Annotated in this window: 7 protein-coding genes and 1 pseudogene; 5 read left to right on the top strand and 3 right to left on the bottom strand. The window is 50.4% G+C overall.

Annotated elements, in window-relative coordinates:
- The first annotated feature begins 7 nt into the window (after positions 1-7).
- The 4 genes from Xsze_RS18285 to Xsze_RS18270 are packed head-to-tail and all read left to right on the top strand — an operon-like array spanning position 8 to position 8,574.
- The gene (locus Xsze_RS18285) at positions 8-4,897 is read left to right on the top strand and encodes a type I polyketide synthase (protein WP_244431864.1); all 4,890 of its coding nucleotides are present in this window, start codon (positions 8-10) and stop codon (positions 4,895-4,897) included.
- Positions 4,894-6,489 (top strand): condensation domain-containing protein, encoded by a 1,596-nt coding sequence (locus tag Xsze_RS18280; RefSeq protein WP_038241257.1) that lies wholly within the window; start codon positions 4,894-4,896, stop codon positions 6,487-6,489. Before Xsze_RS18285 ends, Xsze_RS18280 begins: the two co-directional genes overlap by 4 nt.
- 14 nt (positions 6,490-6,503) lie before the next feature.
- Positions 6,504-7,484, top strand: coding sequence for an ABC transporter ATP-binding protein (locus tag Xsze_RS18275; protein WP_051462550.1), 981 nt, complete (start codon positions 6,504-6,506; stop codon positions 7,482-7,484).
- A complete protein-coding gene (locus Xsze_RS18270) occupies positions 7,477-8,574 on the top strand; it encodes an ABC transporter permease (protein WP_038241256.1) in 1,098 nt (365 codons plus the stop codon). The genes Xsze_RS18275 and Xsze_RS18270 overlap by 8 nt, the downstream gene beginning before the upstream one ends.
- 554 nt (positions 8,575-9,128) lie before the next feature.
- Here Xsze_RS18270 and Xsze_RS18265 read toward each other — a convergent pair.
- A pseudogene (locus Xsze_RS18265) lies at positions 9,129-9,463 on the bottom strand (transposase); the annotation flags it as partial.
- A 397-nt stretch (positions 9,464-9,860) separates the two neighbouring features.
- Between Xsze_RS18265 and Xsze_RS18260 the strand changes: the two are divergent.
- Complete coding sequence (locus Xsze_RS18260; RefSeq protein ID WP_038241254.1) at positions 9,861-10,529, top strand: esterase; 669 nt, start codon at positions 9,861-9,863, stop codon at positions 10,527-10,529.
- A 237-nt stretch (positions 10,530-10,766) separates the two neighbouring features.
- Here the strand turns inward: Xsze_RS18260 and Xsze_RS18255 are convergent, their stop codons facing one another.
- Both Xsze_RS18255 and Xsze_RS18250 read right to left on the bottom strand, forming a co-directional pair.
- Entirely contained in the window at positions 10,767-21,734 is a 10,968-nt protein-coding gene (locus Xsze_RS18255) for a non-ribosomal peptide synthetase (protein ID WP_099139155.1), read from the bottom strand.
- A 4-nt stretch (positions 21,735-21,738) separates the two neighbouring features.
- On the bottom strand, positions 21,739-26,692 hold a 4,954-nt coding region (locus Xsze_RS18250), incomplete at its 5' end, for a non-ribosomal peptide synthetase (protein ID WP_143707588.1).

The raw sequence follows: 26,692 nt of genomic DNA, 5'->3' as shown, positions 1-26,692 counted from the left end.
AGAGCTAATGAATAATACCGATGTCAATAATACCCAAAAAACACAGTCAATGGATTTATTGCCTGATTACGAAATGAATGCCCCGGAAATAAATGATCCGGAAATAACGGGCTTTGAAATTGCCATTATTGGCATGGCGGGACAATTTGCGGGTGCCGGTGATATTGATGAATTCTGGCAAAATATCGCTGCCGGTGTTGAGTCCATCAGGCCATTGAGTGATGAGGAACTGGATGCGGCAGGAATTACAATGGAGGCGCGTTCGCGCGCCGATTTTATCCGCAATGCGTCTGTGCTCGATTACCCGGAAGATTTTGATGCTGAATTTTTCGGTTATTCGCCACGGGAAGCACAGGCAATGGACCCGCAGCAACGCCTGTTTCTGGAAACATCCTGGCTGGCACTGGAAAATGCGGGTTATGCACCGGAGAAATATCCGGGAGCCATTGGCGTATTTGCCAGTACATCCAGCAGCAGTTATTTATTCCATTATTTGTTGAACCATTCCGCCATGATGCAGGAAGTGATGTCGGACATCATGTTACTCGGCAATAACCGGGATCTGCTCTCAACCCGCGTCTCGTATAAGTTCAACCTGAGAGGCCCCAGTTTTATCATCGGCTCGGCCTGTTCAAGCTCAATGGTTGCTTTGCATTATGCCTGCCAGTCCTTGCTGGCAGGGGAATGTGATATGGCATTGAGTGGCGGTGTACATATTGGCTTTCCTTCCCATAGCGGCTATCACTTTGAGGGCAGCGGCATTCTCTCCCATGACGGGCATTGCCGGACTTTCGATGCGGAAGCATCCGGCACATTGAGTGGTGATGGTGTCGGGGTGGTGATATTGAAACGGCTGCAAGATGCGCTGGACAGCCGCGATCATATTTATGCGGTGATAAAAGGCTCTGCGATCAATAACGATGGCGCGGAGAAAATTGGTTTTACCGCGCCATCGGTAACAGGGCAGGCTTCCGTTATCCAGCGTGCGTTGCTGGCAGCTGAGGTCCCGGCAAACAGTATCAGTTATGTCGAAGCACACGGTACAGCGACCCACCTCGGTGATCCGATGGAAATGCAGGCCCTGATCAAGGCTTATGGGCAAGATGCACCGGATGTTCAGCAAGGCGGGGTACAGATCCCTTGTGCTGTGGCGTCCGTTAAGGCCAATATTGGCCATACGGATTCTGCTGCGGGTGTCACTGGCGTGATGAAAGTCGCACAAATGCTGACACATCGTTATCTGCCTCCGGCCGTGAATTTCAGCCGGCTGAATCCTGAAATTAACCTGACGGGGTCAAGATTCTATATTCCAACCGAAGGAAAAGCATGGCAGGGTCAGGGCATTCTTCGTGCCGGAGTCAGCTCATTCGGCATGGGGGGCACCAACGCCCATATGATCCTGGAAGAAGCACCGCCCATTCCTCCGTCCGGCCCGGCCTACCCGCAACAATTGCTTTGCTTTTCAGCCAAAACCCCTGCGGCACTGCGTGGAAATCTGAAGAAATTCCGCGACTGGCTGGAAAAGTTCCCTGAGCAGCCATTGGCGGATATTGCCTATACCCTGCATGTTGGCCGCAATGAAATGGATTACCGCTACAGTCTGGTATGCCATGATCATGCAAATGCGATCACTGTGCTGGATAATTGTTTATCCCGGACTTCGCAGGGGCAGGAAAATATCGCCGGCGCGTTTGCTTCAAGCAGTGCGGCCACGCTCTCTTCTGCCCTTGTCTTTATGTTCAGCGGGCAGGGTTCCCAGTACGCAGGCATGATGCGGGGCTATTATGAGCAGGAAAGCCGGTTCAGGGCCGTGGTTGATCAATGTGCGACAATTCTGCGCCCCTTGCTGGGGCGCGATATCCGCCCGCTGATCTTCGATTCGGCTGCCAGCAATAAAGCACCGGCGAACGCATCAGCGAACATGCCGGCAAACACACCGGCATTGTATGAAACACGTTATACCCAGCCGGCCCTGTTTGTTGTCGAGTATGCCCTGAGCCAATTGCTGATGGAATGGGGCATCCGTCCCTCGGCTTGTATTGGTCACAGCATTGGTGAATACGTCGCGGCTTGCCTTGCCGGTGTATTTACACTGGAAGATGCGCTGACCATTGTCACCAAACGGGCTGAATTAATGAACCGGATGCCGGGCGGAAAAATGCTGGCAGTGGGATTGGATAGAAAGACGTTGCAGGGTTATCTCCATGAAGGGGTGACGCTGGCGGCTTGCAATGCCCCTGAATTTTGCGTGGTATCGGGAGAAACCGGGGCGATATTGGCACTGGAGGCTGCCCTTGAGGCCGAAGGGGTTGAAACCAGGGCCTTGCATACATCCCATGCTTTTCACAGTGCCATGATGGAGGGGTGTCTTGAACCCTTCAGGCGGGTATTTGACGGTATCACGCTGTCACCACCTGACCTGCCGTTTATCTCCTGCATAACCGGAGAATGGATTAGCCGCGAGCAGGCAACATCGCCGGATTATTGGGTTCGCCAATTACGGGAACCGGTTGAATTCAGCCAGGGGATTGCTTGTTTGTTATCCCACAAAACCCCTGTCTTGCTGGAAGTCGGGCCGGGCAGCAGCCTGACCGGACTGGCCAGAATGCAGGTGGCAGGATCGGCATTCCCGCCCGTTTTTAGCAGCACACGGGACATCAAACAGGATATTCCCGACAGGCAACATTTGCTGAATGCTCTGGGGCAATTATGGCGGCAAGGGGTGTCCGTCAATTGGTCAGCGCTGTATCAGACACAAGCTCGCCGTCGTCTTCCTTTGCCTGGTTATACTTTCCAGCATCAACGCTACAGTTTGGATACATTAGTCAGTCAGGCTCCTGACTCCCAATCCCGGTGCAACCTTTCTGCCCCGAAAGCCTCTGCCCCAAAAGCCGGGCGCTTGCCACCGGAACAATGGGGCCACCAGATCCGCTGGAAACAAATGCTGGCGCCAACGGTGGAAAATAGCGAACTGAACGGGCAGGTGTTCCTGATTTTCATGGATCGGTTGGGGGTAGGCAAGCAGTTGACCAGCCAGCTGGAAAAGCAGGGGGGAAAAGTCTGGCAGGTTGTGCAGGGCAGACGTTTCAGCGCAAATGCCGCTTTGTGCCGGGTGACGATTAACCCTCAGCAGGGCGAGGATTATCAGGCGCTGGCAACGCTGCTTCATTCTCAGCACGTCAAGGTCAGTCACATCATTCATGCATGGTCGATAACGCGTTCGTTCTCCATTTCATTGCAGACAGCTTTCACAAATTATGAATCTTTGCTGCACATTGCCCGTCAATTTGCGGCAGGAAACCCGCATGACACCGTGCTGAAAATCAATATCCTTTCTAACCGGCTGCACGCCATCTCGGACCATGATCGCAATGACCCGGCCAAGGCCTTGCTGATTGGCCCGAGCCGCGTGATCCCCAAAGAATTTGAACAGGTACAGTGCAAAAGCATTGATATTTCGCTGTCTGACAACCGGTGGTCGCTGCCTTTGTTCAATCCGGTTTCTTCCCGCACGTTGTCTGCATTGCTGGCAGAGATTATCGGACATTCAGACAGCTATTCAGGCAATAACTCAGGCAATAATTCAGATGGCAAGCGTTCAGACAATATTGTCGCGATACGTGGCAGAAACCGTTATCTCCCGTTGCTTGAAACGGCCGAATTGCCCGTTGCGGCTTCCCCCTCATTCAGGCGGGGTGGCAATTACCTGATCACCGGAGGGTTTGGCGGCATCGGCGCCACGATAGCGACTTATTTGGCAAGCCGCTATCAGCCTCATTTAATCTTCATCAGCCGCAGTGAATTACCGCCGAAAAATGAGTGGTCAGATTGGCTCGACAGCCATGATACCAACAATAAACGGTCACAGAATATCCGGTTACTGCAACAGTTACAGCAGATGGGGGCTTCCGTTTCTGTGATTTCCGCTGATGTAGCCGATGCAGGCCGGATTGGGAAGGCGCTGACCGATATCACTCTCCAGTATGGGCAGATCCACGGTATTTTCCATAGCGCAGGGATCGCCGACGCGGGATTGATCCAGAATCGGAAATTAGAGGACTCCCTTCAGGTTTTCCGCTCAAAAGTGGTGGGAACGCAGGTACTCAATCACTGTTTACGGCATCATTCCCTGGACTTTTTTGTTTTGTGTTCATCATTGGCATCCACGGTGGGAGCAGTCGGCCAGGTGGCGTATTGTGCCGCGAATGCGTATGAAGATGCCTTTGCCCTGTTGCATCACCAACACCGTCCGGCCAACAGGCGCCAGACCCGCTATCTGGCCATTGGCTGGGATGCATGGCGGGAAGTGGGAATGGCTGTGGATAGCCTGAGCCGTTGGTATCAGGATGAAGAACAAGACACCATCAGCCACGGAATTTTGCCGGAGGAAGGCTGCCAATTACTGGAACGTTTGCTGGCTCATGATGACAGTGTTTATGCCATTTCTACACAAGGTTTGCCTTTGCCGGACAGCGGACATGAATCAGGGGAAAGCGATTCAGCGGACCATGCCCTGAATGCGGAAAAGCCTTCTTTTAATTCAAAAACCGGCTCAAAAACCAGTCCAAAAACACCGGAACAGAAACTGTACCCGCGGCCGGTGCTGAGCGTTGATTACCAGCCACCCCGCAATCCGACAGAAGCGATTATCGCTGATATCTGGCATGAAAAAATGGGGATTGGCCCGTTGGGGGTATTTGATGATTTCTTCGAACTGAATGGTCATTCGCTTATGGCGGTGCAAATCATTGCGCGGATCAAACAGCGGCTGCAAGTGATATTTCCGGTCGGATTTATCTATGAGCACCCTTCCATTGCGCAATTGGCGGAACAGGTCGATTTGAGTCACAAGCAACAAGCCAATAGTGCGGCAGAGAGCCGGAAGGGGGATCAATGAGCATCAAATCACCACTACGCCAATCAACACCCCTTGCCTGTGATTTCGGGAAAAAAAGGCGGGAGCAATGGCTCCCGCTGGGATACAGCCAGCATTGTTTCTGGTTTGTCGCCAGTGCACTCGGGGATACCGTCAACAATCATTCAGGCATTCTGATTGAAGGTGAATTGCGGGTAGATTTGCTGGAGCAAGCCATCAATGACCTGATTCAATCGAATATTTCCCTGCGTACCGAAATTCTGGATTATGCCCCGGTCCAGCGACCCTGCCGGATTGATTCATTTGACCTGCCCTTGCTGGATTTGTCTGCCCATGACGCGGCGGAGCAGGATCAGCATATTTTCAATAATATCCGCCAGCTCCTGAATACCCCTTTTGACCTGAAATCCCCGCCACACTTGCGGGCCCAGCTGTATCTGCTGGGAAAAACAAAGTACATGCTGTCTTTGTTCTTTCCCCATATTGTGGCGGATGGCGGCGCCATTCATCTGTTTGAGCAGCAGTTGTGGCGACGCTATGCTCAGGGATGTCAGGGCAGAAAGCCATTGTCAACGACAGCAAATGACATGCAGATTGATGAGTGGGTTCGCCATGAACGGGAAAATTACCGGCGTCAGGGCAAGCAGAATCTGGCTTTCTGGCGGAATCATCTGGCGGGATACCCTTACGCACGTTTTCCTGCCCCTTACATCAATCAGGATGTTCTGATTGATCACGAATTTTTCCTGCCCTTTCCTGATGGCAGCTACGAGCAACTGGATGTGTTGGCGAAACAACAAAGGGCAACGTTGCAGATGGTCTTTATGACATTGGTTGCCGAAGTGGTTTATGAAATGACAGGGCAATCACGTTTTTCACTCAATTCCGTGCTGGAAGGGCGGGACCAGCCGGGCAGTGAGACACTGATGATCCCCTTGTTGCGGGTCATGCCGGTGCCTGTCTGCATGGAAACCGTGATGAAGCCAGCCATCAATAAAACCGCCAATAAACCATCACAAAGGGAAACGGCAACACTGGCATTGCTGGAACATATCAAGGTAAAGATCTTGCAGGCTTATGATCACATGGATTGCCCGTGGAGTACGCCGGTTGGGATTGTGGCTGAACAACGCTGGAAAGACAGCCCGAAAATATACGCTTGGGCGATCCGGGCCGGAAGCTGGATTTACAGCAAAATTTTCCGGCGTTCTGAGTTATACCCGCGTTTTCTGGCTGATCTGTTTTTTATGGAGCCTCATCCGCCAAAATCGCTTTTCCGGCGCCGGAAAAGCCATCAGGCGGTTTCTGATCCCATCATCAATATCAACATACTACAGAATGTCTTCAAGACACCGGCCGCCGATCCCGGTTTGGGAGGATTGCGGTTGAGTGCTTATTGGCAAAATGAACACCGGGAAGAGCAAACCCAGCCGAGTCAGGCCATTTCTACCCGCTGGGAAAATGATTCCATCAATATCTACATGACCCTTTCTGAAAAAGGAGTGCCGATCATGCAAATTAGTTGCTGTTGTTTCAATCAGGAAGGAATGGCGAAATTTACGGGATTGCTGAAAACAAAATTATCTTCCCTTTCCCAACTTATCACCAAGTGAGATACAGGAACCTTATGGGTATTCAACACAGTATTCAACATGGTATCCAACACAGCACCCAAGACGGTGAGAAAGTGATTGAGTTCGATCAAGTCCGCAAACATTACAAAGACTTTCAGGCGCTCAAAGGCATTACGCTGGAGGTTAAGCGTGGTGAGTTCATTGGGCTGCTGGGTCCGAATGGGGCGGGCAAGACAACATTGGTCGAAATATTGCAGGGCCTGAAAAAACAGGATTCAGGGGCCGTGCGGGTGCTGGGCAGAACATGGCAGCAAGATTCCCCTTACCTGCGCCAACGCCTCAGTGGTGTCCTGCAAGAAACCTTGTTTATCAGGAAACTTAAGGTCGAAGAAATACTGAATCTTTTTGGCAGCTTCTATGGTTGTTCCCGCCAACGGACACAAGATGTCATGGAGTTGGTTGAACTGACCGAAAAGCGCAAAGCCTATGTGGAAGGGCTGTCCGGGGGACAACGGCAGCGACTGGCTCTGGGGGTCGCTATCATGAATGAGCCGGAAATTCTGATACTGGACGAACCCACAACCGGATTGGACCCCAGATTCCGCCACGATACCTGGGATATTCTGCGCAAACTTAACCGGGAAAAACAATCCACTATGCTGCTGACCACCCATTACATGGAGGAGGCGGAATATCTTTGTGATCGCATTTGCATCATGAACAAGGGGGAAATCATCGCGCAGGGCAGTATGGATAATTTGCTGAAACAATATTGTCACGGTGATTGGGTGGAATTAAGCACGCAATTTCCTGAGCGTTTACAGCCATTGAGCCAACATGCCCAAGTCTTGAGTTATGAGTTCGATAAAAAGAAAAACAAAATCTATATGATGACCAATGAGTCAACCAGCTTCGTGGTCTATCTTTTTGAATTTGCTAAACAAGTCAACGTCAATATCAATGAATTGGTGGTCAGGAAAAAAACATTGGATGACTTGTTCATGACATTGGCAGGGAGACGATTCCATGAATAGCTCGCTTATCAATTTAATGACAACCCAGTTCAGACAATACCTGCGTGAACCTGAAATTTTGTTCTGGTCATTTGGTTTCCCGCTTTTGTTGGTTTGGTTGCTGGGCCTTTCGTTTTCATCCCAGAGTGTCCCAGAAAGAGACGTTGGCATTGTTTTACCCACGGGAATTACGGAACAGCAGAAAATAAAAGCATGGGGAGAGGCGCTTGTGGCACAGGAGCACGTTATCTCCGGCATTGTCAACCAGAAGGAGATCAAGCGTGATAATCTGGTGAAAGTCAAATACCGCATCAAATATTACCCCGATCGTGATGCCGTGGTTCTGGGGCTGAAACGGGGTGATATCCAGATGTTTATTGAACAAAATGGAGAGGGGCAGCGCATTTATTCGATTGATCCCCAGAACAGTGATGCCCTGTTGACATACTACCTGCTCAATCAGCAGAAAACTGAACAGGCAGATAACGCACTCTTCATTCTGGAAACCCCCGGTTTGCGCTATCTGGATTTCCTCATACCGGGATTGCTGGCAATGGCTATCATGGAAACCTGCCTGATCGCCGTCGGTTGGGCACTGGCCGAAAAACGCATTACACAGGTGACACGCCAGATGTGCATCACCCCAATGAAAAAGTCCCTATTTTTGATGGCTCACATACTGGCCTGTTTCATCATCAATTTCGTTGAAATACTCATCATTTATTGGTTCGCGGAAATTTACTTTGATATTGAAATGCAAGGGTCGTTTTATGCCTTCCTGCTATTGTTATTCGCCGGCAATATCTGTTTCTCGGGCATGGCAGTCCTGGTGGCATCCCGTGCGCGCAAGGGCCAGACAGCCAACGGATTGCTGGAGGTGACGATTTTGATACAAGTTCTGCTTTCAGGGATCTTCTTCAGCTACAAAAAATTCCCCGAATGGATGGCAAATATCGTCGAATACCTGCCGTTGACCATTCTGGCGGATAATATGCGCAAAATATTTATCGAAGGAGGGGATGTGATGCAGGTCATTCCGGCAGTCATTATCCTGAGCCTGTTCGGTGTTGTGATATTTATTGCGGGAATGAAAATATTCCGCTGGTATTGAGCTGCTGGAATATAAAAACGTGCCCTGACAGCTTCTGATATTGTATTGGAAACTGTCAGGGCACGAATGTTTATTCATGATTTTTACTATCATTCATATTGGTTTATCCCATGTAAAAATGAGTTTTCAATCAGCGTCAACTAATAAAAAACATCAGGACAGCGTGAAGAAAGCTGCTGAAAAAGTCGGCACATAATCGATTTTCTGACAATGAATGAAGGAAAATTCATTCCCTCATTTCTCATGAATTTCATGACAAATCTGCCGATAACGATCTCGGTCACCTCATACATCACGAAAAAGGCAGGTAAGAAGCACTTGATGTGATTAAACCTTCCCTGTCTGTAATTCTGGCCTGAACACAGTGAACACCTGCCCGTCTGTCGGGCTGCATACCGGGAAAATCCTTGCTAGAGCAGGGAATAGGGTAAGTCAACCTGTTTGGGTTCTTGACTACCCAAATTAAAATCAGTGATTTCCATTTATTATGGATATTGTTAAGTCAACGGTCAGGCCGGAATTATCCCATTGGTAATCCGGCTTTTTGATTAACCTCAACTCTGTTTAAATACAGCGATTTCCTGATCACGTAAACCTAAGCTCGGTTTTTTCGGTTGGAACGTATAAGCAATTAAGCCTGATACGACCTCTAACAAAAAGCCGACAACACTCCGATGTCTTGAGTGTTCTATCTGAGAAATATTTTTCAATTGATCATTGACGGTTTCTATTAAAAATCATTTCCTTAACATCACCTTATCCCAAAGTGATAAAAACTTCCTTTCAGATTACGGCGAACGTTGGTAATGAGTGTAAGGCTTTCCTCTTTCAGCTCATCGCATAACGTCTGTGATAAATACCCTTTATTACCATACAAATACCCGGATAATCAGTCATTAATAATCCGCCAGACAATATATTTCCGTGTCAGGCATGTTGTTTTCTGAACTGGAACGCGTTTTTTTCCGATGATCTTTCAATGCATCAGCAGATCCTGAGTTTTTGCCGTATGACGTTTCAATTCCTATTCCTATGAAACGGCGCTGTAATGAACACGGATATTTTTTGCGATATAGCGTTGTGAATATTCTTTGGCATGTAAGGCTTAAAGCTGATATTTTTATCCTTGAGTCAACTGTCGATACTGCCTGATTTATTTATGCATTTCAGGCTGCGATTTCAAGCGTAATGGCTGTGGGATTTACCGCAGTTGATTTCTTTTTTTAATATTTCATCTGCTGCACTTAATCTGTTAATTTCATATTATATAATTTAAGAGTAAAAACATGAAAAATAAATTATTGGTCACAATATTGTTGTTGGCACCATTAATCTCATGGGCAAATGTTGTTTTTGATGAGTTTCCCAAAAATATCAATCCAGATGAAAAGTATGTTTTTTATAATCATGGTAAAGTTTTGGAAGGAAATATTGAAAAACCTGTAAATCCTAGTAAACCCCATTGGGGAGTATATGATTTTCCGGGTGTGAAGGAAAGTTTATCTGATCCGGATTATCATCTCATTGCTTACCATCGGCCTAAAAATACCAATCCTTTCGAATATGCAAAGAAGTTAAACAATGACATTAATAAGCTCATTAAGGCGGGGGTTTTACCTCAAAATATCACAATAATAGGTTTTTCAAGAGGGGGTGAAATAACAATTTATTCCGCTACTGAATTAAAAAATAAAAATATAAGTTACATCATATTAGCCGCTTGTTCTAATGAGATACAACGTAATAAAAAATATAAGCTTTATGGGCATGTTTATTCAGTGATAGAAAAGTCTGATGAAGTAGGTTCATGTGATGGAATAAAAAACAATAGTGGTGATAATATACGTTCATATGATGAACTTTTAATAGATACAGGGCAATCACACGGAGTGTTTTTTAGACCTAATCCTGAATGGGTTAAACCTGTCAAGGATTGGATAAAAAGAAATAACTGATGGTTAATGACTATTATCGGCAATTAGAGGTTTTTTAACTTTATTTGCAGGGGATATTAAATTCGGATACCTCAAAAGCCTGTTAGCCTAATTACCATAACAATGGGGCATGACGATGAAACTAAAACCCATCAAACGCCAATATTCCATTGAATCTGGAACTCTATCATATTGCTGGATTTGACACCCTCTTCGCCCTAAAGGATGAGGAGGATGTCGACAGTATACCAATCTCCTTTATTCGTTCATCTCTTCGCTTATCAAGGCATCAAGTAAAGCTTTGCCGACAAACTGGATATTAGGCGGCTGCATAATAGAATCATGGGAGCCTGTAATATCAACGACGGTGAGTTGTGCCTGTGGGACGGTTTTGTCCCAGCCAAGGCTGACGCTGTGCTCAGGCGCTTCTTCTTGTTCTCGCTCGGTTGCCTTGAAAAGGGTAATTCGGGCACTTGCCGGGCACGTTGACGGGGTGTAGTCGTTCGCCGCAACTGAGAGGTTGTGATACAAGATGAGGTGTTGCCTGATATTTTCCGCAGAAAGGTCAGACGGCAGCAGTTCGTGTTGCTGTGCCCACATTAGCATTGCGTCAAAGTCATGTTTCAGTATGAGTGCATTTATTTCATCCCGTCTGTCGTCAGGGCAATCGTTCAAAAGTTTATCCGCTAAAATGGCAACTTCATCAAAGATAAATCCCGCTTCTTTTTCTTCCTGCGAGTATGCCTCTTCATAATTGGCATGGGTATCAAGGAGTCCGATAAACTTCACGGTTTCACCTTCTGCAATCAGTTGGCAGGCCATTTCATAGGCGATATTGCCACCGATGGACCAACCTGCCAGGCAATAGGGTCCTTGGATTTGCGCCTGACGAATGGAGGCAACGTACTCTTTGGCCCTGTCTTTTAAGTCAATGGGGGTATTTTCGTCTTCCTGTATCTCGTTGGCGACAATCCCGTAAATGGCTCTCTCTTTGTCATCAATGTAAGGAGCAAGGTCGTATGCATAATCGATGCTGCCGGCGACCGGATGAACAAGGAACAGCGCAGGTTTGGCATTTTGGGCCGGATTGCCTTTGCGGATAGTCACTAAATGGTTTTGCCGGGTGGGCGAAGTATCCGACTGGATAAACGCGGCGAATTCACTCACTGTCGGATAGGCAAGAAAATCACGCACTGCAATATCCCGCTGCAATACCTGACGCAAGCGCATAACGACCTGCAAGGTCAGCAGGGAGTGCCCCCCCAGTTCGAAGAAGTGATTGTGGCGCCCGACCTGCCCTAAACCGAGACATTCTCGCCATACACCGGCCACGACATTCTCCGTCTCACCCATTGGCGCTTCATGGCCTTGAGTGGTCATGGCAGATTCATCCGGTGCCGGGAGTGCCTTGCGATCCAGTTTGCCATTGGCAGAGAGCGGGAAGGCATCCAAGATAACAAATGCACTGGGGAGCATATTGTCCATCAGGCGGGAACTTAATTGTTCGCGCAATTGAGAAGGCGTAAGGGGGATGCCGGACGGTGGCATGAATTGAGGGATCACATAGGCGACAAGGCGTTTTTCCCCATTGTCTTCTTCCCGTGCGATAACAACCGCATCCCGGACACCTTCACAAGCTGTCAGTTGAGTTTCAATTTCTCCCAATTCAATGCGGAAACCACGTATCTTGACCTGAAAATCATTGCGTCCCAGATATTCAATGGTGCCGTCAGGTAACCAGCGGCCTAAATCCCCTGTTTTATACATACGTGCATCGGGTTTTTCATTGAAAGGATCGGTAACAAATTTTTCTGCGGTTAATTCCGGCTGGTTGAGATAACCCCGCGCCACACTTGCGCCGCCAATGTGGATCTCTCCACTGACCCCGAGGGGAACGGGTTGCCCGAACGTATCCAGAATATAAATACGGGTATTGGGCAGCGGGTAGCCAATCGGAATATGATCAACGAAATCTGCTGATGGGTTGCCATTTAATTTCAGTGTTGTCGCAATGACTGTCGCTTCGGTTGGGCCATAGGAGTTGATCCAACGGCAAGCCCGGGTTTCTGGCATGGATTGCCAGCTTATCAGGTGTCGCAATTCCGCTTTTTCACCGCCGACAATCACGGTGCGCAGGTATTGGCCGATACCGCAATGTCCGGCGGCGATTTCTTGCACCCACAGATGCCAGAATGCGGTAGGGATATCAATGATGGTGATTCTCTGCTCATTTAACAGGGCGACAAATTCTTCATCCGGCACCCGGATATGCGCAGGGCGCAGCACCAGGGTTGCGCCTGAGGCAAGGGTCGGGAAAATATCTGACACCGAGGTATCAAACGCCATCGTAGCAAATTGCAGGATGCGATCGCCTGATTGTGGTTCACTGGTCTGATGCTGGGCGTGGATAAAGTTCACCACGTTGCGGTGTTCCAGCATCACGCCCTTGGGCTGTCCGGTTGAACCGGAAGTATAAATGATATAGGCCAGATGATTCGGCAAAAGCCCCAGTTGCCGGATATCAGGGTTATGCTCAGGCTGTTTTGCCACATTCTTGCGGTGCAGGTCATCATCCAACAACCAAACAGGCATTCCCTGCGTTGGCAGCCGTCCTTGCAAATGTTGCTGGGTCAGCAATAGCGCGGGTTGGCTATCGGCTAATTGGTAGCCCAATCGTTCGGCCGGATAATCGGGATCGAGGGGAATATAACCGGCTCCCGCTTTCAGAATGCCGTACATGCCAATGACCATCTCCGGACTGCGCTCAACGTAAATGGCCACGCGATCATCCGGTCGTACACCGGCTGCAATCAGATGATGTGCCAACTGGTTGGCATGGCGGTTCAGCTCGGCATAGCTTAATTGTTGGTGGCCGAAAATGAGTGCCGTGGCATCAGGCGTTCGTTCCACTTGTTGCTCGAACAACTGATGAACCAACATATCCTGCGGGTATGCCAGATCCGTGTCGTTAAAATCCACCAATAACTGATGGCGTTCTGCCTCTGGCAGGATATTGATGGTCTGAATGGCTTGTTCCGGCGAATGCAGCAGGGCGGTTACAATCCCTTTCAATGCCGCATTAACATAAGCATTAATGCGGGCAGGGTTAACTTGCCGGTTGCATTGGGCCGTCAGTTCAAATCCGTCATCAAAGTCGTCTACGTCCAGTGACAGGGGATAGTTACTGCGTTCTTCACTTTCTTGCTCCTGAATGCCTTCCCACGCCGGTAAATCGGATTGCTCATCATCATGCGGGCTGTGGCGGAAATTGAGCAGGCTGTTAAACAGTGGCAGTGATGCCGGAACACGGCTGCACCGTTGGGCTATCGCCAGCGGTGTTTGTTCATGATCCAATAATTCGCTCAGGTGCTGATAGGTTTCCTGTACGGCTTGTTTGACGGAACGTCCCTGCAATGGGATACGGACAGGCAGGGTATTGATAAACATGCCAAGTACCTGGGATGCACCCGCCCCGCCTTGCAGACGGCCCAGGAGTACGGTGCCGAATACCACATCATCCCGGCCACAGCATTGCGCCAAAACCTGTGCCCATGCGACATGGAACAGTACTGCTGAACTGATGCCCTGCTGGCGGGCACAATCACGGATTTGCTGAGCCAGCCCGTTATCCAGCGTGAAGGTATCCTCCACGATTTCCGTGTGTTCCTCCTTGTCTTCATCACGATTGCCTCCCTGTACATCCAATAACCCAAAGGGAAGTGTCGGCTCTTCCACATCCCCCAACAGTTGTTGAAAGTAGGCCTTGTGCACTTCAAGAGGGACTTTGCGTGTCTGGGCAATAAAATTGCGATAAGGAACGGTCGCGGGGAGGTGGTCTGCATCACCCGTAAGCAGCATCTGTATTTCACTGAACATGATTTCCAGTGATAAATGGTCACAGACCAGATGGTGATGCAATAAACCCAGCCACCAGCGTTCGGAATGGGGATCTTTGGCAATGTAACCGGCCAATAACGGAGCTTTAGTGATATCCAGTCGAATGGTGTCCGGATCAGTGAGACGTTGTAACTGGGTGTCTGCACTTTCTTCCGCCGACAGCGTCACTTCTGTCATCGGCAGTGGCGCGTGGCGGTAAACGACCTGCACCGGTGCAGGCAATTCCTGCCAATGGAAGGCGCTGCGCTGAATGTCATGCCGGTCAATGACCTGCTGGAGTGCCTGCAAGAAATTATCCAGTCTGGCCCGGCTGTCAAAACTGACGAGTATGTTTTCGAGGTAAGTATCCCCTTTTTCTTCCAGCAAGTGGTGAAACAAAATACCTTCCTGCAATGGCCCGAGCGGGTAGATGTCCTGAATATTGGCAACCTCGCCCGGTACGTTGTCCACAATCTGGTCGATTTGCGCCTGTGTCAGTTCCACCAGGGGCAGCATATCTGGCGTAATGGCCTGACTATCGGGCCGGATAAGGTTTGGCGGCACAGCCTGTGCACCGGTATCCTGTCCGCTGTTTTCACTCAGGCGGGCGCTCATGGCAGAGAGCGTCGGTGCAGAGAATGCGGCACTGACATCAAGGGATAAACCTTGCTGGCGCAATTGTTCTATCAGGCTGACCACCAGCAGGGAATGTCCCCCAAGTTCGAAGAAATGGTCATGGCGTCCGACATGTTCCAGCCCCAGCAGGGATTGCCAGACAGTCGCCAGTTTTTGCTCGTTTTCCCCTTGTGGTGCTTCGTACTCACGGCTGACGGTAGCGGTATGATCGGGGGCAGGTAACGACTCGCGATCCAATTTACCGTTGGCAGACATCGGGAAAGCATCCAGCATCACAAATGCGCCGGGGAGCATATAATCCATCAGGCTGATACTGAGCTGTTCGCGCAGTGCCGCAGGGGTAAGTGTGACTCCGGTTTGCGGGATTACATAAGCCACCAGACGTTTGTCACCATTTCCGTCTTCCCGGGCGATGACAATCGCATCGCTGACCCCTTCGCAATGTACCAGTTGGGCTTCAATTTCCCCCAACTCAATGCGGAAGCCGCGTATTTTGATTTGAAAGTCATTGCGTCCCAGATATTCGATCATGCCATTGGGCAACCAGCGGCCTAAATCACCGGTTTTATACATGCGGGCATCGGGCTGTTTGCTGAATGGATCGGTCACAAATTTTTCATTTGTCAGATCAGGGCGGTTCAGATAACCACGGGCAACACCGGCCCCGCCAATATGAATTTCACCGCATACGCCAACAGGAACAATCTGACCAAGGGAATCCAAAATATAGACACGGGTATTGGGCAGTGGGCAGCCAATGGGAATATTATCGGTTGGAATGTTATCAGCGGAGAACGAAGCGCTATCCGGCGAATTATCCGAAGAGTGTTTGTCATTGATTGTCAAGGTGGTGGCAATGACCGTTGTTTCTGTCGGGCCATAGGAGTTGATCCAGCGACAGGCTTGTGTTTCCGGGCTGGACAGCCATCCCATCAAATGGCGGTGCTCTGCTTTCTCCCCGCCGACAATAATGGTGTGCAGATAAGGGCTGAAATGGCTGCGCCCTGCCATCATTTCCTGTACCCAGTGGTGCCAGAATGCGGTGGGCATATCCATGATGGTGATTTTTTGTTCCCGCAGGAACGTGACAAAGGTGGTATCCGGTATTCTGATATGAGGCGGCCGCAGAACCAGAGTTGCGCCAGAGGCCAGCGTCGGGAAAATATCAGACACGGAAGTATCGAACGCGACAGTGGCAAATTGCAGGATGCGATCACCCGGTTGGGGATTGCTGGTTTGGCGTTGGGCATGAATGAAATTTACCACGTTACGATGTTCCAGCATCACGCCTTTGGGCATTCCGGTTGAGCCTGACGTATAGATGACATAAGCCAGATGGTCCGGCTTAAGTCCCATTTGGCCGCTATCAGGATTATGGGTAGGTTGCCGGGCCAATGTGCTGCGCTGGTTTTCGTCATCCAGCAGCAAGACGGGCACATCGTGGAGGGGCAATTTATCCTTTAACAATTTATCCTTTAACAACTTGTCCTTTAACAATTTGTTCTTTAAATGGTGCTGAGTCAGCAATAACGCGGGCTTACTGTCTGATAACTGGTAAGCCAGCCGTTCCGGGGGGTATTCCGGATCAAGGGGAATATAACCTGCGCCGGCTTTGAGAATGCCATACATGCCAATAATCATATCCGGGCTGCGATCGACACAAATGGCGACGCGATCATCCGGCTGCACGCCCGATGCCATCAGATAATGTGCCAATTGGTTGGCATGCTGGTTCAGCTCTGCATAACTCAGCTGGCTATCTTCAGATACCAGCGCAATGGCATCAGGTGTGCGTGCTGCCTGCTGTTCGAACAATTGGTGAATCAAGATATCTTGCGGAAGGTTGACGGCGGTATCATTGAACTCTCCCAGCAATTGATCACGCTCGGCCTGTGGCAAGACATCAATTTCTTTCATCGTGAGTTCGGGCGAGCGCCTTAATGCGGTTACCAGTCTTTTCAGCACCGTATTCATATAGGCGTTGATGCAAACCGGGTTAATTTGCTGATTGCATTGGGCGGTAAGGGAAAATCCGTCATCAAAATCATCGACATCCAGCGACAGCGGATAGTTGCTGTGTTCTTGGCTGTCCAGTTCCTGAATGCCTTCCCAAACCTGTGATGCCGACCCTTCATCTTCATTGTCGCGTGAATTATGGCGGAAATTGAGCAGGCTATTAAACAGCGGCAACGGTGCCTGAATGCCACTGCAACGCTGAACAATGGCCAATGGCGCCTGCTCATGTTCGAGGAGTGAACTTAGCTGCTGGTAAGTCTCCTGAATAACTTGCCTGACGGAACGTGCCTGTAATTTAACGCGGACAGGCAAAGTATTGATAAACATGCCAAGGACTTCGGCAGCACCGGCCCCGCCTTGCAGACGCCCCAGGAGTACCGTACCGAATACCACATCGTCCCGTCCGCTGCATCGTGCCAGCACTTGTGCCCATGCTACATGGAACAGTACCGCGGTACTCATTCCCAGCTGTCGTGCACATTCGCGCAGATCCTGGGCGAGTTTGCTGTCCAGTGTAAAAGTATTTTCCACGATTGCTTCAATGATGTTATTGCCCTGAACATCCTGCAACCCAAAGGGAAGGGTGGGTTCTTCTACATCACCCAGCAGTTCACGGAAATAAGCCTGATGCGCTTCCAACGGTATTTTGTTGATCTGGGCAATAAAATTGCGATAAGGCAGGGGCTGGGGCAGGCTGTCGCTTTTTCCCGATAGCCGTGATTGTATTTCATTGAAGATGATATCCAGCGAAATATGGTCACAAACCAAATGGTGATATAACAAAGAAAACATCCATTTCCCGGAAGCAGGATCTTGGGCAATATGCGCTGCCAGCAATGGTGCCTTGTTGATGTCAATCCGCATGGCACTGGTATCGGTGAGGCGGCGCAGCTGCGTTTCAGCATCTTCCTTCGTTGGCAATTCCTCTGATGACAATTCCTCTGATGACAATGTGTGTTCAATAATCGGCAGTGGTGCATGACGATAGACAACCTGTACCGGTTTAAGCAGTTCTTTCCAGTGAACCGCGCTGCGCAGGATGTCATGCCGGTCAATGACAAACTGGAGTGCCTGCAAGAAACTGTCCAGTCGCGCCCGGCTGTCAAAAATCATCAAGTGATTATCCAGATAGAGATCACCTTCTGTTTCCAGCAAATAATGGAACAAAATGCCTTCCTGCAAGGGGCCCAACGGGTAGATATCTTGGATATTCGGAATGCCGCCGGTGACATGGGCGATGATTTGGTCAATCTGATCTTGTTCCAGTTCCACCAAGGGCAGCATGTCAGGGGTAATGATCCGGCTGTCTGCATGAATGAGGTTTGGCGGTACGTCTGGCGTGGTGACCTGAGGGCCATCATTATTCTGGCTAATGCGGGTACTCATGGTCATTAAGGAGGGAGCGGAGAAAACAGCACTGACATCAAGCGATAAATCTTGCTGGCGCAGCTGTTCTATCAGATTGACCACCAATAAAGAATGCCCGCCCAGCTCAAAGAAATTATCCTGGCGTCCCACCTGTTTCAGGTTCAGCAGGGATTGCCAGATTTCCGCCAGTGTTTGCTCGATTTCACCCTGGGGAGCTTCATATTCACGGTTGACAATGGCGGTATGATCAGGCGCCGGCAATGCCTTGCGATCCAACTTGCCATTGGCAGACACCGGAAAGGCATCCAGTATCACAAAGGCGCTGGGGAGCATGTGATCCATCAATCGGGTACTCAGTTGTTCACGTAGCCGAGAAGGGCTGAGTACAACACCTGATTGTGGGATCAGGTACGCAACGAGGCGTTTATCGCCCATTCCCTCTTCACGGGGGATGACTACCGCATCTTTGACGCCTTCACAGTTTGCCAGCTGAGCCTCAATTTCCCCCGGTTCAATGCGGAAACCGCGTATTTTGACCTGAAAGTCATTGCGCCCCAGATATTCAATCGTGCCATTGGGCAACCAGCGACCCAAATCGCCGGTTTTATACATACGTGCGCCGGCCTGGTCACTGAATGGGTCAGCCATGAATTTTTCGTTGGTTAAATCTGTTCGGTTCAGATAACCACGGGCAATTCCCGTTCCACCAATATGGATTTCTCCGCCCACGCCGACAGGAACGGGCTGATTGTGCTTATCCAAAATATAAATGCGGGAATTGGGCAGTGGGTAACCAATGGGGATCTCGTGTCCGAGATGCAACGCATTCCGGTTTTCCTGCGTTAATTTTTCCAGTGTCAATGTCGTGGCGATGACGGTGGCTTCCGTCGGGCCATAGGAATTAACCCAGCGACAGGATTGTGTTTCAGGGTTGGACAACCAATTCAGCAGATGTCGCAGTTCAGCCTTTTCGCCCCCGACAATTAAGGTTCGCAGATAAGGCGTGAAACCACTGCGGCCTGCCATCATTTCCTGTACCCAGTGATGCCAGAACGCGGTGGGCATATCTATGATAGTGATCTTTTGTTCACGTAAAAAAGTAACAAAGGTGATATCAGGAATTCTGACATGCGGAGGACGCAGAACCAGCGTGGCACCGGAGGCAAGGGTGGGAAAAATATCCGATACCGAGGTATCAAATGCGACGGTGGCAAATTGCAGGACACGATCCCCTAATTCAGGTTCACTGACCTGAAACTGTGCATGGATGAAACTGACCACATTGCGGTGTTCCAGCATCACGCCTTTGGGCATTCCCGTTGAACCGGAAGTATAGATGATATAAGCCAGATGGTGTGGCTGAAGTCCCAGCTGGTGGTGATCGGGATTGTCGGTGGTTTGCAGCGCTACGCTTTCTTGGTGGCTTTTGTCATCCAGCAACCAGACTTTCATGCCTTCTGCTTTTATGCCGTCTATAGGCAAGCGGGCCTGCAAATGCTGCTGGGTCAGCAATAATACAGGCTGGCTGTCGGATAATTGATAGGCCAGACGTTCCGCAGGGTATTCAGGATCAAGAGGAATATACCCCGCGCCTGCTTTGAGGATGGCATAGATGCCAATGATTAAATCGAAACTGCGCTCTGCACAGATTGCGATACGATCATCAGGGCGCACGCCAGAAGCGATCAAGTGATGCGCCAATTGGTTGGCGCGTTGATTCAGCGCCGCATAACTGAGTTGGTTTTCACCGAAGACGAGCGCTGTGGCATTCGGCGTTCGTTCTGCTTGTTGTTCAAACAGTTGGTGGATCAGCAAGCTTTGCGGGTATGACAATGTGCCTTTATTGAAATCCTGTAAAACTTGGGCACGTTGTTGTGGCTGCAACAGCGGTAAATGTTCCACCCGTTGTGTATCGTCCCTGATCATGGCAGCCAGCATCGTTTTCAGGTAGCCTGCTATGCGCTCAATGCTGGCAGGGTCAAACAGATCGCTTGAATATTCCAGATCACCGGTTAGCCCCTCTTCCGTGTCATTGACTGACAGCGACAGGGCAAATTGTGAAACGTTTTCTGTCGGATTGATGGCACTGATCACCGTTCCCGGTAATTCGATATCCTGTTGCCCGGGCGTATTGTCCACGGACAGCATGACCTGAAAGACAGGGCTGTAGCTGAGGCTGCGCGGTGGTTTCAGGGCTTCAACCAGTTGTTCGAATGGCAGATCCTGATGTGCATACGCTTTAAGGGCATGGTTTTTGACCCGTGCCAGCAGCTCGCTGATGGTCGGGTTGTCATCCAACCGTACCCGCAATGCCAGTGTGTTGACAAAGAAACCCATCAGCGGCTCTAGCTCTTGGTGTGGCCGGTTGGCAACGGGAGTCCCTACCACGATATCGGTTTGGCCGCTGAGTCGGGAAAGCAGGGTTGCCCATCCTGCCAGCAGGGTCATGAACAGCGTTGTGCCATGACGCTGGCTGAATGCTCTCAGCCCCGCACTTAATTCCGGCGACAGGGCAATATCAAGAGATCCCCCGGCGTAGCTCTGTTTTTCCGGCAGCGGCCTGTCTGTGGGGAGTTCCAGAAGTGCAGGGGCATCCTGCAACGCATTGCGCCAGAAGTTCACCTGTTTTTCTAGCCGTTCACCCTGTAGCCATTGTCGTTGCCAAAGGGCATAGTCTGCATACTGAAGTGTCAGGGGAGGGAGGGGATTATCCCGTCCTTCGCTGAATGCATGATAAAGCGTGGAAAGTTCATCCAACAGAACATTGAGTGACCAGCCATCGGAAATAATGTGATGCTGTGTTAATAGCAAAATATGCTCATTTTCAGCCAACCGGAGCAACCGCCCCCTGATCAGGGGGCCTTGTGCAAAATCGAAGGGCTGGCTGGTTTCATGCTGGGCGGTGTCTTCGACAGCGGTGTGTTGTTCTGCTGCGGAAAGGTGGCTGAGATCTTCCATAGCCAAAAAGAAACCCGAATCTGGATCGCCGATAATTTGTTGTACTTGGCCTTCCAGCGTCCGGACAGTGGTACGCAAAATCTCATGGCGCGCGACAACGTTGTTTAATGCGGCTTGCAGGGCGTTCAAATCTAAATGGCCTTGCAGGCGAAGACCGCCAGGAATATGGTATGCCGCCTGCGCAGTAGGATCTAACTGTGCCAAAAGCCATAAACGCTGTTGTGCCCAGGATAGAGGAAGGATTTTCTGATCCGCGCTTCTTGGCATAATCTGTTTTTTGTCTGCAACCTGACTGCTCTTAATGCGTTCTTTAATTTTTTTCTGGAGTACCGCTTGTCTCAATGCAATCAGGGTTTGTTCGTTGTTGCTCATTTAATTAATTATCTCCGTTTAACAGGGCACGTAGTTCATCTTCAGACAAGTTCTCCAATTCTTTTTGCAGAGATTCGATATCTTCCTGCGCGAAAAAGGTTTCAAGTTGTCTTGATGCAATCAGCTCAGCGAGTTCAGTCAGTGTGGAGTGGGCAAAAATGTCGCTGATGGAGATTTCAAGGTGGAATTCATCACGCAACCTTGCCATTAACTGAATGATTGAGAGTGAATTTCCCCCCAAATCAAAGAAGCTGTCATGACGCCCCACTTTTTCCAGCCCCAGAAGGGCTTGCATGATGGTGGCAATTTGTTGCTCAATTTCCCCTTCGGGTGCCTTATATTCATGGCTGGCGATAGCGGCATGGTCCGGTGCCGGCAGTGATTGACGATCCACTTTTCCGCTGGCCGTCAGAGGGAAAGATGCCAGCATGACAAAGGCATTGGGGATCATATAACTGGCCAGATGTGCATGAAGCTGTTCACGCAGCTCATTGGCATCCAGTGTGACATCGGGTTGCGGAATGACATAAGCCACCAGTCGTTTGTCACCGTTGTTTTCTTCACGGGTGATAACCAGCGCTTCTCTGACGCCGGGGCAAGCCAGCAATTGCGCTTCAATTTCCCCCGGTTCGATGCGGAATCCCCGGATCTTGACCTGAAAATCGTTGCGCCCCAGATATTCGATTGTCCCATCAGCCAGCCAGCGCCCCAAATCGCCGGTTTTATACCTGCGTGCACCGGGTTGTTGGCTGAATGGGTCATCAGCAAATTTTTCTGTGGTTAAATCGGGCCGGTTCAGGTAACCACGGGCAACGCCCATACCGCCAATGTGGATCTCTCCGCTGACCCCGAGAGGCACGGGATGGCCTTGGGGGTCGAGAATATAGATCCGGGTATTGGCGTTTGGATAGCCAATGGGAATGACCCCGTTGACGGCATCAGCTCCGGAATGGCTGTCCATAATCAGGTGAGTGGCGATGACGGTGGTTTCAGTCGGACCATAGGTGTTTATCCAACGACAGTGCTGGGTTTCCGGAAGCAATTGCCAATCTGCCCAGTGACGGAATTCGGCTTTCTCCCCGCCGACAATGACGGCCCTTAAATGGGGGCTGAAACCTGTGCGGCCGGCTTTCATCTCCTGTACCCAGTGATGCCAGAAAGCGGTCGGCAGATCGATGAGCGTGATTTTTTGTTGGTTCAGATAGTCAACAAATGTTGTATCAGGTACACGAATATGGGCAGGGCGAAGGACCAGTGTTGCCCCTGATGTCAGGGTCGGGAAAATATCCGATACTGAAGTATCAAAGGCCATTGTTGCAAACTGTAGGATGCGATCCCCTGCCTGGGGCTGGCTTATCTGATGTTGGGCATGAATGAAGCCCACCACATTGCGGTGTTCAATCATGACACCTTTGGGCTGTCCGGTTGAGCCGGAGGTGTAAATGATATAAGCCAAATGGTGTGGCTGAATGCCCAGTTGTCTGGCATCAGGATCATGTGCAGGCTGTTGTGCCGTATTATCCTGAAAAACATCATCATCCAGCAGCCAGACGGGGATTCCTTGCAGTGATAAACGCGGTTGTAAATGCTGTTGAGTCAGCATCAGAACAGGCTTGCTGTCGGATAATTGGTAGGTCAGCCGGTCGGTGGGATATTCCGGATCGAGCGGAACATAATTCGCCCCCGCCTTGAGAATGCCCAACATGGCAATGACCATCTCCGGGCTGCGTTCGACACACAGGGCAACACGGTCGTCAGGGCGCACGCCAAAAGCAATCAGCATGTGCGCCAGTTGATTGGCCCGGAGATTCAGTCCGGCATAACTCAATTCGCTGTCGCCAAACACCAGTGCAGTAATGTCCGGAGTCCGCGCTGCCTGTTGCTCAAACAGCTGGTGGATCAACGCATCCTGTGGGTAAGCCTGTTCAGTATTGTTAAAACTCACCAATAGCTGATTGCGCTCAGCCGGAGGCAGGATACCAATGGTCCCCATTGGCTGTTCCGGTACATTCTGCAATGCAGAAACAATCTCTTTCAGCGCAATTTCCATGTAAGCATTCAGGCGGGCCGGATTAACCTGCTGGCTGCATTGTGCGGTAAGGGAGAATCCATCCCCGAAATCATCGACGTCCAGTGACAGCGGGTAGTTACTGCGCTCTTCCCCGTCGAGTATCTGTACCCCTTCCCAAACCTGAGATGCGGATTCAGTTTTGTCGCGTGGGCTGTGACGGAAGTTGAGCAAGCTATTGAACAATGGCAAGGGAGCCTGAATGCCACTGCAACGTTGGGCAACGGCCAGCGGTGCCTGTTCGTGATCCAGCAACTCACTCAGTTGCTGGTGGGTTTCCTGCACGGCTTGCTGAACTGTCCGTGACTGCAACCGAACCCGGACAGGCAGGGTATTGATAAACATGCCGAGTACCCGGGAGGCACCGATCCCACCTTGCAAACGCCCCAGCAGGACAGTACCGAATACCACATCGTCCCGCCCGCTGCAACGCGACAGGACTTGTGCCCATGCCACATGGAACAGCACGGCAGCACTCATGCCCTGTTGCTGAGCACATTCCCGCAGATGGCAGGCTAAGTCATCATCAAGCACAATGACATCTTCGGCTATTTCATTGGGTTGATCTGCCCCGTGGGGATCATTGTGCATATCAGGTAATCCGAATGGCAGGGTGGGTTCGTCCACATCGCCCAACACATGGCGGAAATACTCCTGATGCGCTTCCTGCGGCACACTGCGGATTTGGGCGATAAAATGACGATAAGGCAGTGGAGTGGGTAAATGCGCCTCTTCCCCCAAAAATAGTGCCTTCACTTCATTGAAGACCATATTCAGTGACAGGTGATCGCAAACTAAATGGTGGTGCAATAAGGAGAGCAACCACTGTCCGGATTCAGGGTCCCGGGCAATATGGGCCTCCAGGAGAGGGGCTTTGGTAATGTCCATCCGTACTGTGCGGGAATCGGTTAACCGGCGTAATTGTGTTTCAGCGCTTTCGTCAGCACTCTCTTCTGCGGACAATGTCAGTTCTTTTATTGGCAGTGACGCCCGGCGATAAACCACTTGCACAGGCTCCGGCAATTCTTGCCAGTGGACTGCACTGCGCAGGATGTCGTGCCGGTCAATCACCTGCTGGAATATCCGCAAGAAATTATCCAACCGTGCACGGCTGTCAAAAGCCATAAGTTGGTTATCCAGATACGTATCGCCTTCTGTTTCCAGCAAATGGTGGAACAGGATGCCCGCCTGCAAGGGTCCCAGAGGATAGATATCTTGAATATTGGCAACCCCTTCCGGAACGAGGGCAACAACCCTGTCAATCTGTTCTTGTGTCAGTTCCGCCAACGGCAGCATATCTGGCGTAATGATCTGGCTGTCTTCGCGGATCAGATTCTCCGGAACAGTCAGTATGCCAATGTCCTGAGCATGGTTTTGATTCAGGCGGGCGCTCATGGCCGCCAGTGTCGGGGAGGAAAAAACAGCGCTGACATCAAGGGATAAGCCTGTCTGACGCAGTTCTTCAATGAGATTGACAACCAGCAATGAATGTCCGCCCAGTTCGAAGAAATTGTCATGGCGCCCTGCCTGTTCCAGTCCCAGCAAGGATTGCCAGACCGCAGCCAACTGCTGTTCGGCTTTTCCTTGCGGTGCTTCATATTCACGGCTGACGATGGCTGAGTGATCCGGGGCAGGCAGCGCATTGCGATCCAATTTTCCGTTGGCGGATAGTGGAAAGGCATCCAGCACCACAAATGCACTGGGGAGCATATGTTCCATGAGACGGGAGCTCAGTTGCTCACGCAAATCAGAGGGATGAAGGGTGATACCTGACTGTGGGATCAGGTAAGCAACCAGCTGTTTATTTCCCGTCTCTTCTTCACGGGCAATAACCACGGCATCACTGACACCCTCACAGGCCGCCAGCTGGGTTTCAATTTCACCCGGTTCAATGCGGAATCCCCGGATCTTGACCTGAAAATCATTGCGGCCGAGGTAGTCAATGTTGCCGTCCGGCAGCCAGCGCCCCAGATCCCCGGTTTTATACATACGTGCGCCGGCCTGGTCACTGAATGGATCAGCCATGAATTTTTCGTTGGTTAAATCTGTTCGGTTCAAATAACCACGGGCGACGCCCGCGCCCCCGATATGAATTTCCCCGTTGACGCCGATGGGAACAGGCTGGCCGTGTTTATCCAAAATATAAATGTGGCTGTTGGGCAACGGATAGCCAATTGGAATTGAATTTTCGAAATAAACCGATTCTTTTTTATCCAATTTCAGCGTGGTAGCGATAACCGTCGTTTCGGTAGGGCCATAGGAGTTAATCCAACGGCAGGATTGCGTTTCAGGGTTGGACAACCAACTCATCAGGTGGCGATATTCCGCTTTTTCTCCCCCGACAATCAGGGTGCGCAGGTGAGGGCTGAAACCACTGCGGCCGGCCATTGTCTCCTGTACCCAGTGATGCCAGAACGCCGTGGGCAAATCGATGACGGTAATTTTTTGCTGGCGCAAGAAATTAACAAATGTGATGTCCGGTATTCTGATATGGGGGGGACGCAATACCAACGTGGCACCGGAGGCAAGGGTCGGGAAAATATCCGACACCGAGGTATCAAATGCGACGGTGGCAAATTGCAGGATGCGATCACCCACTTTGGGTTCACTGGTTTGATGCTGGGCATGGATAAAGCTCACCACATTGCGGTGTTCCAGCATCACGCCCTTGGGCATTCCGGTGGAGCCGGAGGTGTAAATAATATAGGCCAGATGGTGTGGCTGAAGCCCCAATTGGCCGGCATCCGGGTTGTGGTCCGGTTGCCGGCCAAGCGTGTTGCGCCGGGTGTCGTCATCCAGCAAGAAAACGGGAACAGCGTGTATCGCCAGTTTGTCCTGCAAATGAGATTGGGTCAGCAAGAGCGCGGGGTTGCTGTCTGTCAGCTGATAA

Origin of the sequence: Xenorhabdus szentirmaii DSM 16338 (assembly GCF_002632585.1) — a bacterium.
Classification (GTDB): domain Bacteria; phylum Pseudomonadota; class Gammaproteobacteria; order Enterobacterales; family Enterobacteriaceae; genus Xenorhabdus; species Xenorhabdus szentirmaii.
This window is presented reverse-complemented; position numbering and strand designations above follow the sequence as displayed.

Bases quoted from the DNA above. Each gene is read 5' to 3' on its own strand.
- Xsze_RS18285 (WP_244431864.1), top strand. From the start codon at position 8: ATGAATAATACCGATGTCAATAATACCCAAAAAACACAGTCAATGGAT.
- Xsze_RS18280 (WP_038241257.1), top strand. From the start codon at position 4,894: ATGAGCATCAAATCACCACTACGCCAATCAACACCCCTTGCCTGTGAT.
- Xsze_RS18275 (WP_051462550.1), top strand. From the start codon at position 6,504: ATGGGTATTCAACACAGTATTCAACATGGTATCCAACACAGCACCCAA.
- Xsze_RS18270 (WP_038241256.1), top strand. From the start codon at position 7,477: ATGAATAGCTCGCTTATCAATTTAATGACAACCCAGTTCAGACAATAC.
- Xsze_RS18260 (WP_038241254.1), top strand. From the start codon at position 9,861: ATGAAAAATAAATTATTGGTCACAATATTGTTGTTGGCACCATTAATC.
- Xsze_RS18255 (WP_099139155.1), bottom strand. From the start codon at position 21,734: ATGAGCAACAACGAACAAACCCTGATTGCATTGAGACAAGCGGTACTC.